Annotated in this window: 19 protein-coding genes; 11 read left to right on the forward strand and 8 right to left on the reverse strand. The window is 70.7% G+C overall.

The window, feature by feature from the left end; all coding sequences use genetic code 11:
- Positions 1-12 precede the first annotated feature (12 nt).
- Positions 13-861, reverse strand: a complete 849-nt coding sequence (locus VM95_RS00600) for a hypothetical protein (protein WP_157881952.1) — start codon at positions 859-861, stop codon at positions 13-15.
- Between the two features lie 248 nt (positions 862-1109).
- Between VM95_RS00600 and bioB the strand changes: the two genes are divergently transcribed.
- The 4 genes from bioB (at position 1110) to VM95_RS00620 (ending at position 4918) form a co-directional block, all read left to right on the forward strand.
- Entirely contained in the window at positions 1110-2318 is a 1209-nt protein-coding gene (gene bioB / locus VM95_RS00605; RefSeq protein ID WP_045691913.1) for a biotin synthase BioB, read from the forward strand.
- Between the two features lie 35 nt (positions 2319-2353).
- Positions 2354-3658 carry an adenosylmethionine--8-amino-7-oxononanoate transaminase gene (locus tag VM95_RS00610; RefSeq protein WP_045691914.1) on the forward strand — a complete coding sequence of 435 codons (1305 nt, stop codon included), beginning with the start codon at positions 2354-2356 and terminating at the stop codon, positions 3656-3658.
- Positions 3655-4392 carry a dethiobiotin synthase gene (gene bioD / locus VM95_RS00615; protein WP_045691915.1) on the forward strand — a complete coding sequence of 246 codons (738 nt, stop codon included), beginning with the start codon at positions 3655-3657 and terminating at the stop codon, positions 4390-4392. Before VM95_RS00610 ends, bioD begins: the two co-directional genes overlap by 4 nt.
- Before the next feature lie 79 nt (positions 4393-4471).
- Positions 4472-4918 (forward strand): hypothetical protein, encoded by a 447-nt coding sequence (locus tag VM95_RS00620; RefSeq protein WP_045691916.1) that lies wholly within the window; start codon positions 4472-4474, stop codon positions 4916-4918.
- A gap of 224 nt (positions 4919-5142) precedes the next feature.
- Here VM95_RS00620 and VM95_RS00630 read toward each other — a convergent pair whose 3' ends face one another.
- Both VM95_RS00630 and VM95_RS00635 read right to left on the reverse strand, forming a co-directional pair.
- Positions 5143-5370, reverse strand: a complete 228-nt coding sequence (locus VM95_RS00630; protein WP_045691918.1) for a hypothetical protein — start codon at positions 5368-5370, stop codon at positions 5143-5145.
- Between the two features lie 8 nt (positions 5371-5378).
- A complete protein-coding gene (locus VM95_RS00635; protein ID WP_045691919.1) occupies positions 5379-5603 on the reverse strand; it encodes a hypothetical protein in 225 nt (74 codons plus the stop codon).
- Between the two features lie 234 nt (positions 5604-5837).
- Here VM95_RS00635 and VM95_RS00640 point away from each other — a divergent pair, with 234 nt between their 5' ends.
- Together VM95_RS00640 and VM95_RS00645 are read left to right on the forward strand one after the other, a co-directional pair.
- Complete coding sequence (locus tag VM95_RS00640) at positions 5838-6677, forward strand: helix-turn-helix domain-containing protein (protein WP_157881953.1); 840 nt, start codon at positions 5838-5840, stop codon at positions 6675-6677.
- A 156-nt stretch (positions 6678-6833) separates the two neighbouring features.
- Positions 6834-7502: a class I SAM-dependent DNA methyltransferase gene (locus VM95_RS00645; protein WP_045691920.1), complete on the forward strand. Its 669-nt coding sequence runs from the start codon at positions 6834-6836 to the stop codon at positions 7500-7502.
- A gap of 65 nt (positions 7503-7567) precedes the next feature.
- Here VM95_RS00645 and VM95_RS00650 read toward each other — a convergent pair whose 3' ends face one another.
- Together VM95_RS00650 and VM95_RS00655 are read right to left on the reverse strand one after the other, a co-directional pair.
- On the reverse strand, positions 7568-8020 hold the full coding sequence (locus VM95_RS00650; RefSeq protein ID WP_244178559.1) for a DUF6879 family protein: 453 nt from the start codon (positions 8018-8020) through the stop codon (positions 7568-7570).
- A 43-nt stretch (positions 8021-8063) separates the two neighbouring features.
- Positions 8064-8291, reverse strand: coding sequence for a hypothetical protein (locus tag VM95_RS00655; RefSeq protein WP_045691922.1), 228 nt, complete (start codon positions 8289-8291; stop codon positions 8064-8066).
- A 153-nt stretch (positions 8292-8444) separates the two neighbouring features.
- On the opposite strand from VM95_RS00655, the gene VM95_RS00660 reads away from it, so the two are divergent.
- On the forward strand, positions 8445-9437 hold the full coding sequence (locus VM95_RS00660; protein WP_045691923.1) for a hypothetical protein: 993 nt from the start codon (positions 8445-8447) through the stop codon (positions 9435-9437).
- 207 nt (positions 9438-9644) lie between these two features.
- Here the strand turns inward: VM95_RS00660 and VM95_RS00665 are convergent, their stop codons facing one another.
- Entirely contained in the window at positions 9645-10184 is a 540-nt protein-coding gene (locus VM95_RS00665; protein ID WP_045691924.1) for an NUDIX hydrolase, read from the reverse strand.
- A gap of 360 nt (positions 10185-10544) precedes the next feature.
- Here VM95_RS00665 and VM95_RS00670 point away from each other — a divergent pair, with 360 nt between their 5' ends.
- Complete coding sequence (locus VM95_RS00670; RefSeq protein WP_045691925.1) at positions 10545-11309, forward strand: MerR family transcriptional regulator; 765 nt, start codon at positions 10545-10547, stop codon at positions 11307-11309.
- Between the two features lie 41 nt (positions 11310-11350).
- Positions 11351-11542: a hypothetical protein gene (locus VM95_RS00675; RefSeq protein ID WP_045691926.1), complete on the forward strand. Its 192-nt coding sequence runs from the start codon at positions 11351-11353 to the stop codon at positions 11540-11542.
- Between the two features lie 154 nt (positions 11543-11696).
- On the opposite strand, the gene VM95_RS42210 is transcribed toward VM95_RS00675, so the two are convergent.
- A complete protein-coding gene (locus tag VM95_RS42210; RefSeq protein WP_157881954.1) occupies positions 11697-11834 on the reverse strand; it encodes a hypothetical protein in 138 nt (45 codons plus the stop codon).
- 125 nt (positions 11835-11959) lie between these two features.
- Between VM95_RS42210 and VM95_RS00680 the strand changes: the two genes are divergently transcribed.
- Complete coding sequence (locus VM95_RS00680; RefSeq protein ID WP_045691927.1) at positions 11960-12616, forward strand: hypothetical protein; 657 nt, start codon at positions 11960-11962, stop codon at positions 12614-12616.
- Positions 12617-12636: 20 nt separating this feature from the next.
- On the opposite strand, the gene VM95_RS00685 is transcribed toward VM95_RS00680, so the two are convergent.
- Positions 12637-13305, reverse strand: a complete 669-nt coding sequence (locus VM95_RS00685; protein ID WP_078859488.1) for a TetR-like C-terminal domain-containing protein — start codon at positions 13303-13305, stop codon at positions 12637-12639.
- Positions 13306-13414: 109 nt separating this feature from the next.
- On the opposite strand from VM95_RS00685, the gene VM95_RS00690 reads away from it, so the two are divergent.
- Complete coding sequence (locus VM95_RS00690; protein WP_063773424.1) at positions 13415-14710, forward strand: alpha/beta hydrolase family protein; 1296 nt, start codon at positions 13415-13417, stop codon at positions 14708-14710.
- Positions 14711-14716: the final 6 nt, after the last annotated feature.

A 14716-nucleotide genomic window follows, 5' to 3' on the forward strand; every position in this document is an offset into this window, starting at 1 on the left:
GAAGCCCTCGCGTCACATCCAGGCGAACGGCGCTCCCGCCGCGTACGACAGCGCGCGGTTGGCCTCGTCCAGGGACTGCTCGGTGCTCGGCGCCCCGGAGGCGGACGGCGTCGGGGCGGCCGCCGGGGTGCCGCTCGGGCCGGCGGTCGGGCCGCCGAAGCGGCCGTCGTTGACCCGCGAGCTGGTGACGGTCACGTAGTGCCCGACCGCCTCGACCCGCGCGTCGCCGCCGGCCGGCTTCGCGGCTCCGGCGGTCGGCGCGGGCGCCGGGTTGGTGTCGGGGAGGATGAAGGCGAGCGCGCCCGGCTTGGCACGCAGCGCGTCGGCGGCCTTGGTGGCCGCGGCCTGGTCGGTGAAGCGCAGCAGGGTGACGCTGCTGAGCACCGGGCGCTCCTGCCCGGTGAAGCTGACCGTCAGGTAGGCCTGGCAGCCGCCGTCCTTGAACAGGTCCTGGGAGCGGTCCTGCAACGCCTCGGCACAGTTCTCGCCCTGCCGGGCGCCGTTGCGCTTGGCCTTGTAGCCGGCCACGTCGACCGGGCGCTGGGCGGGGAAGTAGTCGTCGAGGTTCAGGCCCTCGCCGTCGGTGCGCGGCGGCAGGGTGCCGCGCACGGGCGGCGTCTTGGAGGCGTCCTTGCTGGACGGGCCGAGCCCGGGTATGTAGTCGCCGGGCATCGGGCGGGTGATGATCCAGCCGCCGGCCGCCACCACGCCCAGCACCACGACCCAGCCCACCGCCCGGCGGGGCGTCAGCCGTCCGACGGCGGCCCTCCCGAGCCCGGCCCCCCGACCGGATCGCCGCTGCTCTGCCTGGCCGTCCTGGCCCTCTCCCGGAGTCGGGGTGCGCTCCCCCTGCGTGGTCATGGCGCAGATTCTAAGCACCCGCCAGGTGGCGTGGATCACGGGGTCGGCCCTTGTTGATCACGCTTTCGCGGACCGGCCGAACGCGGGCGAACTACTCGCCGGTAACTCGCTCGCGGCGTCCACGTCAAGGGTGTGACCAGCGCCGACGCCGTGAGCTTCGACACTGTGGCAAGTGGCACATCCATCAGCCGATCTTCTGGCGGGTTTCCTCTGGCGCCGCTCGCGGGCCGCTTGGCAGGATCGGCCCCATGGATCTCCTCGATACCCTCACCGCCAAGGGCCTGCGCGGCGAAGCCCCGACCCGCGAGGAGGCGCTGGCCGTCCTCGCCACCACCGACGACGAACTGCTGGACGTCGTCGCCGCCGCGGGCAAGGTCCGCCGCCGCTGGTTCGGCCGCCGGGTCAAGCTCAACTACCTGGTGAACCTCAAGAGCGGCCTCTGCCCGGAGGACTGCTCGTACTGCTCGCAGCGCCTGGGCTCGAAGGCCGAGATCCTCAAGTACACCTGGCTCAAGCCGGACCAGGCCGCCGAGGCCGCCAAGGCCGGTGTGGCGGGCGGCGCCAAGCGGGTCTGCCTGGTCGCCAGCGGCCGCGGCCCGACGGACCGCGACATCGACCGCGTCACCGACACCATGGCCGCCATCCGCGAGGCCGACCCCGAGGTCGAGCTGTGCGTCTGCCTCGGCCTGCTCTCCGACAACCAGGCCGAGCGGCTGAAGGCGGCCGGCGCCGACGCCTACAACCACAACCTCAACACCTCCGAAGCCACCTACGGCGACATCACCACCACCCACACCTACGCGGACCGGGTGGACACCGTGCAGAAGGCGCACGGCGCCGGCCTGTCCGCCTGCTCCGGCCTGATCGCCGGCATGGGCGAGAGCGACGAGGACCTCGTCGACGTCGTGTTCGCGCTGCGCGAGCTCGGCTCCGACTCCGTCCCGGTCAACTTCCTCATCCCCTTCGAGGGCACCCCGCTCGCCCAGGAGTGGCACCTCAGCCCGCAGCGCTGCCTGCGGATCCTGGCCATGGTCCGCTTCGTCAACCCGGACACCGAGGTCCGCATCGCCGGCGGGCGCGAGCTGCACCTGCGCACGATGCAGCCGCTCGGGCTGCACATCGCCAACTCGATCTTCCTCGGCGACTACCTCACCAGCGAGGGCCAGGCCGGGCAGGCCGACCTCGACATGATCCGCGACGCCGGGTTCGAGGTCGAAGGCACGGGCGAGGCCACGCTGCCGCGGCACCGGGCCGATGTCGCCGCTTCCTCCGCGTCCGGTTGCGGCAGCGCCGCGTCGGCGTGCGGCAGCGGCGCGTCGGCGTGCGGCAGCGGCGGCGGATGCGGTCCGTGCGGCGGCCACGCGCACGGCGACGACGCGGCCGCCGACGACTCGCACAGCGACCAGGTCAAGGTCCGCCGCCGCGGCGCCGGCACCGAACTCGCGCCCAACGCCTGACGACACCCACGGGAGAAACCGGAGAACCGCCCACCATGCCCCCGCTGTCCGCCGACACGCTGATCGCCCTCGACCGCGCCCACGTCTGGCACCCGTACGGGCCGATGCCCGGCACCGTCACGCCGTACGTGGTCGAATCCGCCTCGGGCGTCCGGCTGAGACTGGCCGAGCCCGTCGCGGGCGGGCAGCGCGAGCTCGTCGACGGCATGTCGTCCTGGTGGGCGGCCATCCACGGCTACCGGCACCCGGTGCTGGACGAGGCCGTGCGCGAGCAGCTGGGGCGGATGAGCCACGTGATGTTCGGCGGGCTCACCCACGAACCCGCCGTCCGGCTGGCCGCGCGGCTCGTCGAGATCACGCCCGAGCCGCTGCGGCACGTCTTCCTCGCCGACTCCGGGTCGGTCGCGGTCGAGGTCGCGATGAAGATGTGCCTGCAGTACTGGCAGTCCATCGGACGGCCGCAGAAGCGCCGGCTGCTCACCTGGCGCGGCGGCTACCACGGCGACACCTTCCACCCCATGTCGGTGTGCGACCCGGACGGCGGAATGCACCACCTGTGGGGCGGGGTGCTGCCCGGGCAGCTGTTCGCGCCCGAGCCGCCGGCCGGGTTCGACGCGCCGCTCGACCCCGAATACGCCTCGCAGTTCGAGGAGTTGATGGAGCGTCACGCGGACGAGCTGGCCGCCGTCATCGTCGAGCCGGTCGTCCAGGGCGCCGGCGGGATGCGCTTCCACTCGCCCGCCTACCTGCGCATGCTGCGCGAACTCTGCGACCGGCACGGGGTGTTGCTGGTCTTCGACGAGATCGCCACCGGCTTCGGCCGCAGCGGCGCCCTGTTCGCCGCCGACCACGCGGGCATCTCGCCGGACGTCATGTGCCTCGGCAAAGCCCTCACCGGCGGCTACCTGACCCTCGCCGCCGCCCTGTGCACCAGCGAGATCGCGGACGGGATCAGCCGCGGCGAGATGCCGGTGCTCGCCCACGGGCCGACGTTCATGGGCAACCCGCTGGCGTGCGCCGTCGCCAACGCCTCCCTGGACCTGCTGCTCGGGCAGGACTGGGCGGTCGAGGTCAAGCGCATCTCCTCCGGCCTTTCCGCCGGACTCTCGGCAGCTTCCGAGGTGCCCGGCGTACGGGACGTGCGTGTTCAAGGCGCCATCGGCGTCGTCCAGCTGGACCACCCGGTGGACGTCCCGGCGGCAACGGAGGCCGCCGCGCGGGAGGGCGTGTGGCTGCGGCCCTTCCGGGACCTGATCTACACCATGCCGCCGTACGTGACCGGGGACGAGGACGTCGCGCGCATCGCCGCCGCCGTGACCGCCGCGGCGGTGGCCGGATGAGCGCCGCCCGCATCCTCTTCGTCACGGGGACCAACACGGACGTCGGCAAGACCATCGCCACCGCGGCCGTCGCCTCGGCGGCCCTGCGGGCCGGGCAGCGGGTCGCGGTGCTCAAGCCCGGGCAGACGGGCGTCACCGGCGACGAACCGGGCGACGCGGCCGAAGTCCAGCGCCTGGCGGGCGACGTGACCATCCTGGAGCTCGCCCGCTACCCCGACCCGCTGGCGCCCGACACCGCAGCACGGCGCTCCGGGCTGCCCTACCTCTCCCCCGCCGACGTCGCCACGGCGGTCGCCTCCCTTGCCGCTTCGCACGACCTCGTCCTGGTCGAGGGCGCGGGCGGCCTGCTGGTCCGCTACGACGACGAGGGACGCACGTTGGCCGACCAGGCCCGGGCCGTCATCGCCTCGGGCCTGCCCGCCTCGGTGCTCCTCGTCGCCTCCGCCACCCTCGGCACCCTCAACATCGTCGCCCTCACCGCGGAAGCGCTTTCCTCGCGCCAACTCCCCCTCGCCGGCGTCCTGGTCGGCTCCTGGCCGTCCGACCCCGGCCTCGCCGAACGCTGCAACCTCGCCGACCTCCCGCGCTCCGCCGGCGCCCCCCTCCTCGGCGCCCTCCCGGAACGCGCGGGTGCCGCTGACGACTTCGGCGCGCTCGCCCTCGCCTCGTTGGCCCCTGAACTGGGCGGCACCTGGGACGCACAGCACTTCGCCGACCTCCACCGCCCCGATTAGGTCCTGTCTTCGCTCGAAGGTGTGAACCCCACGCGCCGACCGCGCGTGTCACGGCTATCGCCTCAATACGGTTCCTCCCATGACAGACGGGCTGACCGTGGACGAGGCCCTGCGGGCCTTGGCCGCCCTGGAGGCGGCGTGGAAGGACGACGACGAGGCGCTGGCCGCCCTCGCGGCGGGCGGCGACGGGGAGCGGCCGCTCCCGGCGCTGGTCGCCGCGTACGGCGAACACGCGATGGACACGCTGATGGCGCTGGCCTTCGGGCTGCGCGCCACGATGAGCGAGGAGGAGATGGCGGAGCTGTCGGACGCCGTCAGCGCCAACATCGGCGCCCGGATGAGCGCCCTGCTCACCCAGACTCTGAAGGCCTGGGGCATGCTCGCTCCCGCCGACGACCTGGGCGTCACCAAGGTCATCGCCCACACGGTGATCGACGCCATGAGGGCCGTCACCGAGGAGCCCAACAAGACCGAAGTCCTCCCCCTGCTCGCCACCTTCCGCACCTACGCCCTCAACGACAGCTGAGGGCAGAGAACACGACGGCGCGGGCTTCGACCGTCCTCGAAGCCCGCGCCGCTATGTGTGCATCTTCATCCACCCTGCCACGAACGTGAATCCCCCCGTGGACGAGGCAAGGAAGATGAGGACGAACACCAACGCGCCCGCAGAATCGGAAACGCGCTCAGGAATCATCGTCACGACCGCACCCGCGATCGCCAGACTCCCAACAACGATGATTCCAGAGCCGATTACGGCCGCATACATCTGCGGAGGACGACGACCAGCCGCTCGATGATCTCCGGCCGCGCGGCCCCGAGGTCGATCAGGATGACCCCGGTGGCCTTGGCCGAACGCCAGTCGATACCGAGGGACGGGAGATTCACCTCGGCGGCGTAAAGGACGGCCTGGAGGTCGTCGAGAATCTCGGCCGCGATGCGACGGTCCTCGGCCGTGATCTTGTCGATCATCTTGCTCATGGGGCATCTCACTGTTCGGTGTTCGTGATCCAACGCGCCTCGGTGTCCCACTCCACGCCGCCGGTGGCGGGCCGGAGGTAGGCGCGCCCACGCTGCCACCCCATGAAGGCCCCCCACCTGCCCGAGCGGACGTCGAAGACCCGCTCGCCGACGACGGACGGCCGGTAGGCGATGGACGGCGGCGCCACCCGCCTCACGGGCGGCGCCGCCGGGGCCACGACGTCGGCGTTCATCCGCGCTTCGGGAACGGAATCCCCGCACTGCGCGCATCGGCACGGCGGGAAGTTCCGCCTCAGAATCAGGCTCTCGCCCGAATGACTACTAGTCATATTGCTATCCACCTTCCGCGGACGCACCACACCTCAGGACCGCTCACGTCTTGGCGATCGCCCTTCAAGGATCGAGACACCGAGCTACGATCGGAAGGCATTTCAACTCAACACTCAATGCGTTGAATCAAGGTGATCATGAACGGCGAGCCCTCAGAGCCAGCCCGATCGCGCCGCGAGGCCTTCGGCCGGAAACTTCGAAGCCTCCGCCAAGCGAAGGGCCTCACGCAGTCCCAGCTCGGCACGTTGATCAACTACTCAGGCGCGTTCGTCTCCTACGTCGAACTGGGCGACCGCCCGCCGCCCTTCCGCTTCGCGACCGCCTCTGACACTGCTCTGGATGCCGGCGACACGCTGGTGTCTCTGTGGTGGGACCTTGAGCAAAGCTCCATGATCAAGGGCTTCTTCAAATACGCGTCATATGAATCCAAGGCACTGCAGATCAGGCAGTATCAAGACAGGATCGTTCCTGGGATTCTTCAGACCAGGGAATACGCAGAAGCAATCCACAACGCAGCCGCGAATCGCGGCTCGATCAGCCAGCGACAGGCCGACGAACGCGTCGCCTTCGCGCTTTCCCGCCAGCGCCTCCACGAGAAGCCCGATGCGCCACGTTGCCACTTCGTCCTCGACGAGAGCTGCCTTCGCACAAGGATCGGTGGCAACGCCGTAACAGGCGCACAGCTTCAGCGCCTTGAACACTTCGCAGAGAACCCCAATCTCACTCTTCAGGTCTTCCCATTCGCACGAGGCGAGGCTTGCTCATTTCCGTGGCCGGCCATCATGCTCACGCTTTCCGATCAATCGACCGTGCTCTACTCGGAATCCAAACTCGGAGCCCTGCTCAGCAAGGACCCAGACGAAGCCCTGCGCTGGGAACGGGATTGGCGGCATCTCCAGAACAGTGCCCTATCCCCTGCTGACTCCCTGGCCCTGATCCGAGCCATTCGGTCCTCCGACGACTTCGTAACCGTCTGATCGGAGACGACGAGGGCCACATCGAGGTCGCACCGGGCATCCTCCCCGTCCGCGACAGCAAGGATCCGACAGCCACTGATCGAACGCTAGGGTGCCCCTGCCCCGCACGACGGGGCAGGGGCACCTGCTCGCCAACTCCTCGCCGAAGGGAGTCCGTTGCCTGCACAGCACGACATCGCATCCGAGCGCGAGCTCTGGGACACCTACGCGGCCGGCATCAAGGACGACGTATTCGACGCCGGGCCGGTCTTCCGCTGGACCCAGTACGCCGACCACGGGCCCGGCCTCGAGCTGCTCGGCTCCCCGTCCAGCGCCCTTGAGATCGGGTGCGGCACCGGCCGCGCGCTTGCCGCACTGGCCGAGCAGGGCGTGAAGACCACCGGCGTGGACCTCTCGCCCGTCATGACCCAGAGGGCCACCGAACGTTGGGGGCCGTCCGGGGTCCAGATCCACTGCGCTGAAATCCTGGACTACCTGAGCGGCACTGACGAGACCTGGGACGCGATCTACTCCGTGTTCGGAGCGGTCTGGTTCACGGACCCGCTGAAGCTGTTCCCTCTCATCGCTTCCCGCCTGAACCCCGGCGGCGTCCCAGTCTTCTCGCAGCCCCCCGCCATCCCCGGTGCCTACGGCCCCCAGGGCATGTACAAGGGCGGGTTCGCCGGGAGGGCGCTGTACACGTACCGCTACTCCTACACACCCCGCAGGTGGACCAGTCTCCTTCTGCGTAGCGGATTCGAGTCGCCGCAAGCTGATGTGCTCGACGCGCCGACCGAGGGGCACATCGGGACCTTGATCGTTACGGCCAGGACCCCGAGCACCTGACCCGCGTCGCCCTACCGTCCCGCCGGCCAGCTTGGCCTGCTGAACGCTGGACGACGCGGACACGGTCAGCGCAGCCGGAAGTCCTCGTGCGGGACCGCCCGTTCCCAGACGGCCTCGAAGGCGGAGGCGCAGAGCTTCAGGGTCTGCGGATCAGTGATGACCTCGTCGTCCACGAAGTCGCCCTCACCGCTGAAGTGGTGAACCACGAGGAACTGCCCGTCGATCAGCCAGAAGTCGTTGCCCGGAAGCGCCAGGCCGGTCGCCCGCCGGCGGGGAAGCCACCTGACCTGCTCGCCGGAGGCGACGTTCCGGAACGTGATCTCGTGCTCGAACCGGATGTAATCGCTCACCGGCTCCGAGACGACCCGCGCACGCAGCACCTCGACTCCGCGGCTCGTCGTCTCCTGGATGAGCTGCAACCAGGGGCTCCACCACGACGGGCGGTCGGCAGGGTCGTCGCGTCGTCCGCCGAGCCAGCTGAGGAACAGCGGGTCGTCCCGCATGTATCCGTCCCGCATCTCCAGATGGAGAGCCGACCGGGTACAGCTCCGCAGCAGGTCCTCAAGCGATGGGACTGCTACCACCGTGCACCTCCGGGAAGAACTGCATCATGCGCCTGGGGAATTCGATCACGGTCTCGTGCCCGGGGATGTCCATCTGTGCGAGCCGTTCCGGATCCAGCACCTTCCAGCCCTGGAGAATGTAGTTGCCCGTCGTGTCGTCGAAGTAGACGGTCGGGGACTTACCTTCGGGGCTGTGGGGGTCCTGTCCGAGCTTGTGCAGTGCCATGGTGGGCCTCCTACCAGGTCGGAGTCGATCGCCTTGAGCGATCTTGCCGCACGCGTCGCCGCTCGCACCATGAACTTGCTCGAACTTGCTCGCTCCTGACCCGTCGGCAAATCGATGGCCTGTCCGATACCGGCCAGGCGATACTCGTCCGCCATGACGAGCGATGAATACCCGGCCGGTCCGGCGTTGCGCCGAGTTCTGGCCGAGGCAGGCGGACCGGAACTGCTGGAGCTGCTGGCCGAGGGGCTGACCGGGGCGGATCTGACCACGCTGCTCCTGGAAGTCTTCCGACGCCGCGCCGATCGGCTCACCCCGGCCGAGGTGATGCGGCGCTACCGCACCGACCGGTTCGTGACCCCGGCCCCGACAAGCTTCACACACCTACGACGAGGCGAAGACGCCCTGTTCTCGGCGCTGCCGGATGACTTCCAGATGCTCACCTTGGCTCCGCTCGTCCCCCTGGCAGCGCATACGGCGGTCGCGACCGTCGACCCGCGCAAGGTCGTCGCCACCATTCGTGGCAGCGAGGTCGCAGCCGACCCGACCAATGCCCTGGCCTTGGAAGCAGCCCAGCGGAGATCCCAGGCCCTGGCTTCCGATCCCCGCTCGGCCGTGCCGGTCCGGTTGGCTGCGAGCCAACGAGTCGTGCGCGCCCAGCACTTCGACGCACCCGGCATGCTCGCCCACTTCCAACTGTTCGCCCTGGTGACAGCCGGCCGGGACACCGGCAGCCGGGCCTTCGAGCAACAGCACCTGGTCGAGCACCTGCAGTTCGCCGTCCGGGCGATGGCATGCGCTGGAGTGCGCCAGACCGAGATCCGCATCACCTGCCTCGACGAGTCCGCCGCTCCGATCCTGGCCCGCGCAGGTACCGAGCTGGCCGGAACACCGGGCCTTGACATCATCGGTGACCCCGACCGGGTGACCGGACGCGGCTACTACACCGGCCTGTGCTACAAGGTCTACGCAACCATTCACGGCCAACAACTGGAGGTCGCGGACGGCGGGTTCGTCGACTGGACCCAGCGCCTCACCGGGAGCCGTAAGGAACGCCTCCTGATCAGCGGATTCGGCGTCGACCGACTCGCCACCATGCTGACGCCACCCACCGAGCCCGAACCATCACCTCCGCGCCGGACCAGCTAGCAGATCCGACGAAGGGCGTGGCCGAGCATCGGAATGCAGCCGGCAGGGACGTCGATCGGCCGCAGCACCTTCGGCGTGCGGTTCGGCTCAGGATCGGCGGTGGCGCGTAGCGTGGCCCTTTCCGCCTGCCCGAACCCACGGGGACCTCCCGGGGTGGGCGGGTGAGCGTGAGATGGTGTGGCCCGGCCCGCCCGTCGTCTCCCTGGGCTACAGGAGCGAGAGCGCGTCCAGGGCCAGGTAGGCCGCGGCGGTGTCGGTCTGGCGGCCCTGACGGAGTACGCGGCTGCGGAACTCCTGCAGGGTGAGCGTGACGACCTCGATGAACTCGGTGCGCTCCGGCCTTGGTTCGGCGACCTTGACGCAGTCGGTTGCAAGGAAGGCGAAGCGCTGGGCGTTGGAGTAGGCGTCGTGCCAGTACGGCCCGGCGGGGCGCATCTCGCCCCGGTAGCCGGTCTCCTCCAGGAGCTCCCGGGCGATGGCGTCCGCCGGTTCTTCGCCGGGTTCGAGGAAGCCGCCCGGCAGCTCGTACAGCACGCGGTCGGGGCCGGGCCGGTACTGGCGGGCGAGGATGACATGCCGGTCGGGGGTGAGGGCGAGCACAGCCCCCGCCGGGCGCTCGCGCTTGAGGTAGAACTCCTCCTTCCGTCCGTCAGGCAGCTCGAAGTCGACGCGGTCCACGGATCGGCCGAACTTGCTGAAGACGGTGGCTCGTTCGACTTCTCGCCATGGTGCGGTGGTGTCGGTCATGCCAGGACTGTACGGCTCTGGCCCGAGTCCAGGTGCCGGCCTCGTCGTCGACGGTCCGCCGCCGCCGACCAGTGGCTGGGGCGTGTCCAGGAGACCACCTGATCACCGGCCGCGACAACCCTCAGGTCTTCCGACCTGCGCCGGGCCGCCGTGCGACGGGCCGCGGAACGTCCTCTCAGGTCTGGCTGAGCGCGGCGTCGATGAGGTCCCGTGCGGCGCTCGCCTTCGGGAAATACGAGTTCGACGCGGGCTTCGACCGTCCTCGAAGCCCGCTCGTGCACCGGCAGCCCACGCCCACCGGTCGTCGGGCGAACCCGGGGCGCTTGCACCTCACGCGACGTCAGGGGGCATCGTTGGTGCATGAGCATCGACCAGACGTGGAAGGTCGGGCCGCTCGCTGAGGCGAGTGGGCTGACCGTTCGTACGTTGCACCACTGGGACCAGATCGGGCTTCTCAGTCCGTCCAGGCGTACCGCCGCCGGGCACCGCGAGTACACCGAGCAGGATGTGATCCGCCTGTACCAGGTGCTCGCGCTGCGTCGTCTCGGGCTGGGGCTGGAGAGCATCGCGACGTGCCTGGAGGCCGGAGTCGACCCGGTTCGGCTGGTGAGTGAGCACCTGGCCGGGGTCGAGGCGTCCATCGCGTCCCTGGAGGCCCTGAGGCAGCGGCTGGCGCACATCCACGGCGAGCTGGCGTCCGACCGGGCGCCGGACGTCTCCGCGTTGATCGGCGCGCTCCAGTCGATGGGCAGCGCGGGACCGCAGGGCCAGGAGGCGCTGCGGCGTCACCTCGACAGCGACCAGCTGCGGACTCTGCGGGACCGGGCGGCAGGGCTGGGTCCTGCCGCGCACTACCTGCTGGAGGTGGAGTGGCCGGAGCTGTACCGCCGGGCCGAGGCGCTGCGGCTCGCCGGGGTCGATCCGGCGGCGCCCCGGGTGAGGAAGCTGGTGGCACGCATGGATGAGCTGAGCTCGCTGTTCACCGGGGGCGACGGCGGCGTGTCGACCGCGGTGCGCTCGGCCTGGCGGCACGAGCCGGCCGCGATGTCCGGCGACCCGGTGGCTCCGGCCGACGCCTGGCACGACCTGGCCGCCTATCTCGACCGCGCCCGCACCGCCAAGTGACCGTTCATTCCGTTCGCCCCTTCTTTCCCAGAGGAGTCGTCATGACCCGCCACATCCGCATCGGCATCTCCGTGTCCGCCGTCCTCCCCACCCTCGTCGCGGCCCTGGTCGTCTTCACGGCTCTGACGATCGGCGGGGTGCTGCCGTGGACCGTGCTCCCCTCCGTCCTCCTGGCCCTCACTGTCCAGGGGTTCATCACGTTCTACCGGCTCGGGCGGACGACCACCGTCTGACGCGCCACCGGTCCTCTCAGGTCTGGCTGAGCGCAGCCTCGATGAGGTCCCGTGCGGCCGGGCCGTAGACCGCGGAGGGTTGCAGACGGTCGAAGGCCCTGCGGAAGACGGCGAGGCGGTCCGCTTCGGCGTACTGGGGTGTCTGGAGATTGCTTCAGACCATGGCCGGCGAATAGCCGACGTAGTGCCGGGTCTTCCTCACGAGGTCCAGGAAGGACTCCTGTACCGGGCCGGTCCCGTGCTGGAGCAGGTCGTCCCAGTTCCTGTCGGCAGGACTCGATGCAGTCGCCATACCCGAGATTGTTCCAACGGATCGCAAGGGCTGTCCGGGAGTTGGCCACTCCCGTCTCCGGGGTGGCGAGTCCCGTTCGACCGCCAGGAGCCGGTTGCCCTCCTCCCCTGGGATACGGTGCTGCGATGTCTCGATCAGCCGAAACCGGATCAGTGTCGTCCCCCGTCACCGCGGACGACGTCGACCTTGCCGTGCGGCTCGCCGTGGGCGTCCTGCGGGACGCGCCCTCGGAGGGGTGGGGCGGTAAGGCCGGTTCGCTGGAGTGGGACTGCTGGGAGACCGTCGAGCACCTCGCCAACGACCTGCTGTACTACGCCGTGCAGTTGGGGCCGCAGAGCCCGCCGCTGGACACCCATGTGCCGTTCGCGTTGAACCGGAAGAGGCCGGACGGACCCACGGTCTTCGTCTTCGCGGAGCGCACTGCGGGTCCGGCCGGCCTGGTGCAGGTGCTGGAGGCGTGCGGCGCGCTGCTGGTCGCGATGGTGCGTACGGCCTCGTCCGAGGTCCGCGCCCACCACGCCGCCGGGGTGTCGGATCCTGAAGGCTTCGCGGCGATGGGGGTGGTGGAGACGCTGGTGCACATGCACGATGCGGCGGAGGGCTTCGGGCTTGCCTGGACCCCGCCCTCCGCTCTGTGCTCCCGGGTGCTCGCCCGTCTGTTTCCGGAGGCGCCGGGCGGCGCGGATCCCTGGCGCACCCTGCTGTGGGCGACCGGCCGCGCCGAACTGCCGGGGCACCCTCGTCTCACCACGTGGCGCTGGGTCAGCACGCCGCGGCCGTAGGAGGGGTTCGGCTTCGGACGTCAGGCCCGGAAGGCAGCGAGCAGCATGTCCGTGAGACGGTCCAGGTGGTCCGGGGCGGTCGGGGTGTGGACGACCGCGAGGCGCCAGTAGAGCGGGCCGGCGAGGAGGTCCAGGGCGATCTCGCGGTCGACGTCGGCGGGGAGTTCGCCGCGGGCGACCGCCCGCTCCAGGAGCTGGGTGGCCCTGCTGCGGCGGGTGTCGCGGACGGCGGCGAACAGTGCCTCGGCCAGTTCGGGGGTGCGGCCGCCCTCGGCGATCAGGTCGGGGATGATCCGCGCGGCGAGCGGCTCGTTCAGGGCGTCGGCGACCTCGGTGAGGAAGGCCAGGACGTCCCCGCGCAGGGTGCCGGTGTCGGCGGCCCCGGAAGCGTTGACGGCGACGGCGGAGACCAGGTCGACGGTCATGTCCAGCTTGGACGTCCAGCGCCGGTAGATGGCGGCCTTGCCCGCCCCGGCCCGCTTGGCGACGGCCTCCAGGGAGAGTCGCGCGTAGCCGGCGGCCGCCAGTTCCTCGAAGAAGGCGGCGGCGATCGCCTCCGTCACCGAGTCCTGGAGGACGGGGCCGCCGGGGAGCCGGCGTCCGGGGGCGCGGCCGGGAGCCCCGGCGGTGGCGGGCTCGGGGAGCGACGGCTCGGGGAGCGACGGCTGGGGCGTGGGGGCGCTGGGCATGCCCCGAACCTACCCCAGGCGGAACGGTTGCGTCTCGACTAGGTGCGGCCTATCGTCGACCGAAGACGAGACGGAACCGTTCCGTCTCGACAAACGCCCGAGGTGCACCATGCGATTCCTGTACGAGGACGAGTCGTTCTCCTTCGAGGCACTGCGCGCGGCCGGCTTCGCCAACGACGGCGGCGCCGACCTGGGCGAGGTCCTGTCCACTCTCCGCGACGTCGGCGAGGGCGACGAGGAAGCCTGGCTGCGCGAGTGGAAGCGGACCGCGCAGCGCGTCCACGCCATCGGCACCGCCGCCCTGGCGGCCGGTCACCGGGTCAGCGCCCGCGAGGCCCTGCTGCGCGCGTCGAACTACTACCGCACCGCCGAGTTCTACCGCCGCGACGACCCCGCCCACGACCCCGAGGCCAAGGCCCTCTCCGCGCTCTCCCGCGAGACCTTCGCGACCGCCGCGACGCTGATGGACACTCCCGTCGAAGCCGTGCGCATCCCCTACCAGGACACCTCCCTGCCCGGCTACCTCTTCCTCGTCGACGACTCCGGGCAGCCCCGCCCGACCATCGTCTTCACCGGCGGCTTCGACTCCACCCTGGAGGAGGCCTACTTCGTCATCGGCGCGGCCGCGCTGCGCCGCGGGTACCACGTGCTCACCTACGACGGCCCCGGCCAGGGCGCCGCGCTGCGCGAACAGGGCCTCGTCCTTCGCCCGGACTGGGAGGCCGTCGTCACCCCCGTGCTCGACTTCGCGCTCACCCGCCCCGAGATCGCCCCGGACGGGCTCGCGCTCATGGGCTACAGCCTCGGCGGCTACCTCTCCGCCCGCGCCGCCGCCCACGAGCACCGGCTGGCCGCCCTAGTGCTGAACGACGGCCTCTACGACTACCACCAGGCCCACACCCGGCTCATGCCGCCGTTCCTGCGGGAGTGGGTCGGAGCCGGGCGCGACGACCTCGCCGACCCGGTCCTGAGCCTGATGATGCAGGCCTCCACCCAGCTCCGCTGGGCCCTGCGCAACGGCGTGTGGACGTTCGGCGCCGATTCCGCCGCGGACTACATCCGGCGCACCGCCGACTACACCCTCGACGGCGTCGCCCCGCTCATCGACTGCCCCACCCTCGTCCTGGACGCCGAGCACGACCAGTTCTTCCACGGCCAGCCCCAACTCGTCCGTGCGGCGCTGACCTGCCCGCACACCCTGGTCACGCTGTCCGAGTCCGAGGGCGCGGGCGAGCACTGCCACATGGGGGCCATGGCGCGATTCCAGCAGGTCACGTTCGACTGGCTCGACACCACCCTCGCCCCGGAGCGGCCGGCGGGCGGGCAGCGGAGGCACTTCAGCCGCGACGACAACGGCGAAGTGGTGGGGGCCGGCCTGGCCGGGCGATCGTTCCGGCGGATCTGACGCCCC

Source organism: Streptomyces rubellomurinus, assembly GCF_000961885.1.
Lineage (GTDB): Bacteria > Actinomycetota > Actinomycetes > Streptomycetales > Streptomycetaceae > Kitasatospora > Kitasatospora rubellomurina.

Excerpts from the sequence above, each read along its gene's own strand:
- VM95_RS00600 (WP_157881952.1), bottom strand. The coding sequence starts at position 861 with ATGACCACGCAGGGGGAGCGCACCCCGACTCCGGGAGAGGGCCAGGAC.
- bioB (WP_045691913.1), top strand. The coding sequence starts at position 1,110 with ATGGATCTCCTCGATACCCTCACCGCCAAGGGCCTGCGCGGCGAAGCC.
- VM95_RS00610 (WP_045691914.1), top strand. The coding sequence starts at position 2,354 with ATGCCCCCGCTGTCCGCCGACACGCTGATCGCCCTCGACCGCGCCCAC.
- bioD (WP_045691915.1), top strand. The coding sequence starts at position 3,655 with ATGAGCGCCGCCCGCATCCTCTTCGTCACGGGGACCAACACGGACGTC.
- VM95_RS00620 (WP_045691916.1), top strand. The coding sequence starts at position 4,472 with ATGACAGACGGGCTGACCGTGGACGAGGCCCTGCGGGCCTTGGCCGCC.
- VM95_RS00630 (WP_045691918.1), bottom strand. The coding sequence starts at position 5,370 with ATGAGCAAGATGATCGACAAGATCACGGCCGAGGACCGTCGCATCGCG.
- VM95_RS00635 (WP_045691919.1), bottom strand. The coding sequence starts at position 5,603 with ATGAACGCCGACGTCGTGGCCCCGGCGGCGCCGCCCGTGAGGCGGGTG.
- VM95_RS00640 (WP_157881953.1), top strand. The coding sequence starts at position 5,838 with ATGAACGGCGAGCCCTCAGAGCCAGCCCGATCGCGCCGCGAGGCCTTC.
- VM95_RS00650 (WP_244178559.1), bottom strand. The coding sequence starts at position 8,020 with ATGCGGGACGGATACATGCGGGACGACCCGCTGTTCCTCAGCTGGCTC.
- VM95_RS00655 (WP_045691922.1), bottom strand. The coding sequence starts at position 8,291 with ATGGCACTGCACAAGCTCGGACAGGACCCCCACAGCCCCGAAGGTAAG.
- VM95_RS00660 (WP_045691923.1), top strand. The coding sequence starts at position 8,445 with ATGACGAGCGATGAATACCCGGCCGGTCCGGCGTTGCGCCGAGTTCTG.
- VM95_RS00665 (WP_045691924.1), bottom strand. The coding sequence starts at position 10,184 with ATGACCGACACCACCGCACCATGGCGAGAAGTCGAACGAGCCACCGTC.
- VM95_RS00670 (WP_045691925.1), top strand. The coding sequence starts at position 10,545 with ATGAGCATCGACCAGACGTGGAAGGTCGGGCCGCTCGCTGAGGCGAGT.
- VM95_RS00675 (WP_045691926.1), top strand. The coding sequence starts at position 11,351 with ATGACCCGCCACATCCGCATCGGCATCTCCGTGTCCGCCGTCCTCCCC.
- VM95_RS42210 (WP_157881954.1), bottom strand. The coding sequence starts at position 11,834 with ATGGCGACTGCATCGAGTCCTGCCGACAGGAACTGGGACGACCTGCTC.
- VM95_RS00680 (WP_045691927.1), top strand. The coding sequence starts at position 11,960 with ATGTCTCGATCAGCCGAAACCGGATCAGTGTCGTCCCCCGTCACCGCG.
- VM95_RS00685 (WP_078859488.1), bottom strand. The coding sequence starts at position 13,305 with ATGCCCAGCGCCCCCACGCCCCAGCCGTCGCTCCCCGAGCCGTCGCTC.
- VM95_RS00690 (WP_063773424.1), top strand. The coding sequence starts at position 13,415 with ATGCGATTCCTGTACGAGGACGAGTCGTTCTCCTTCGAGGCACTGCGC.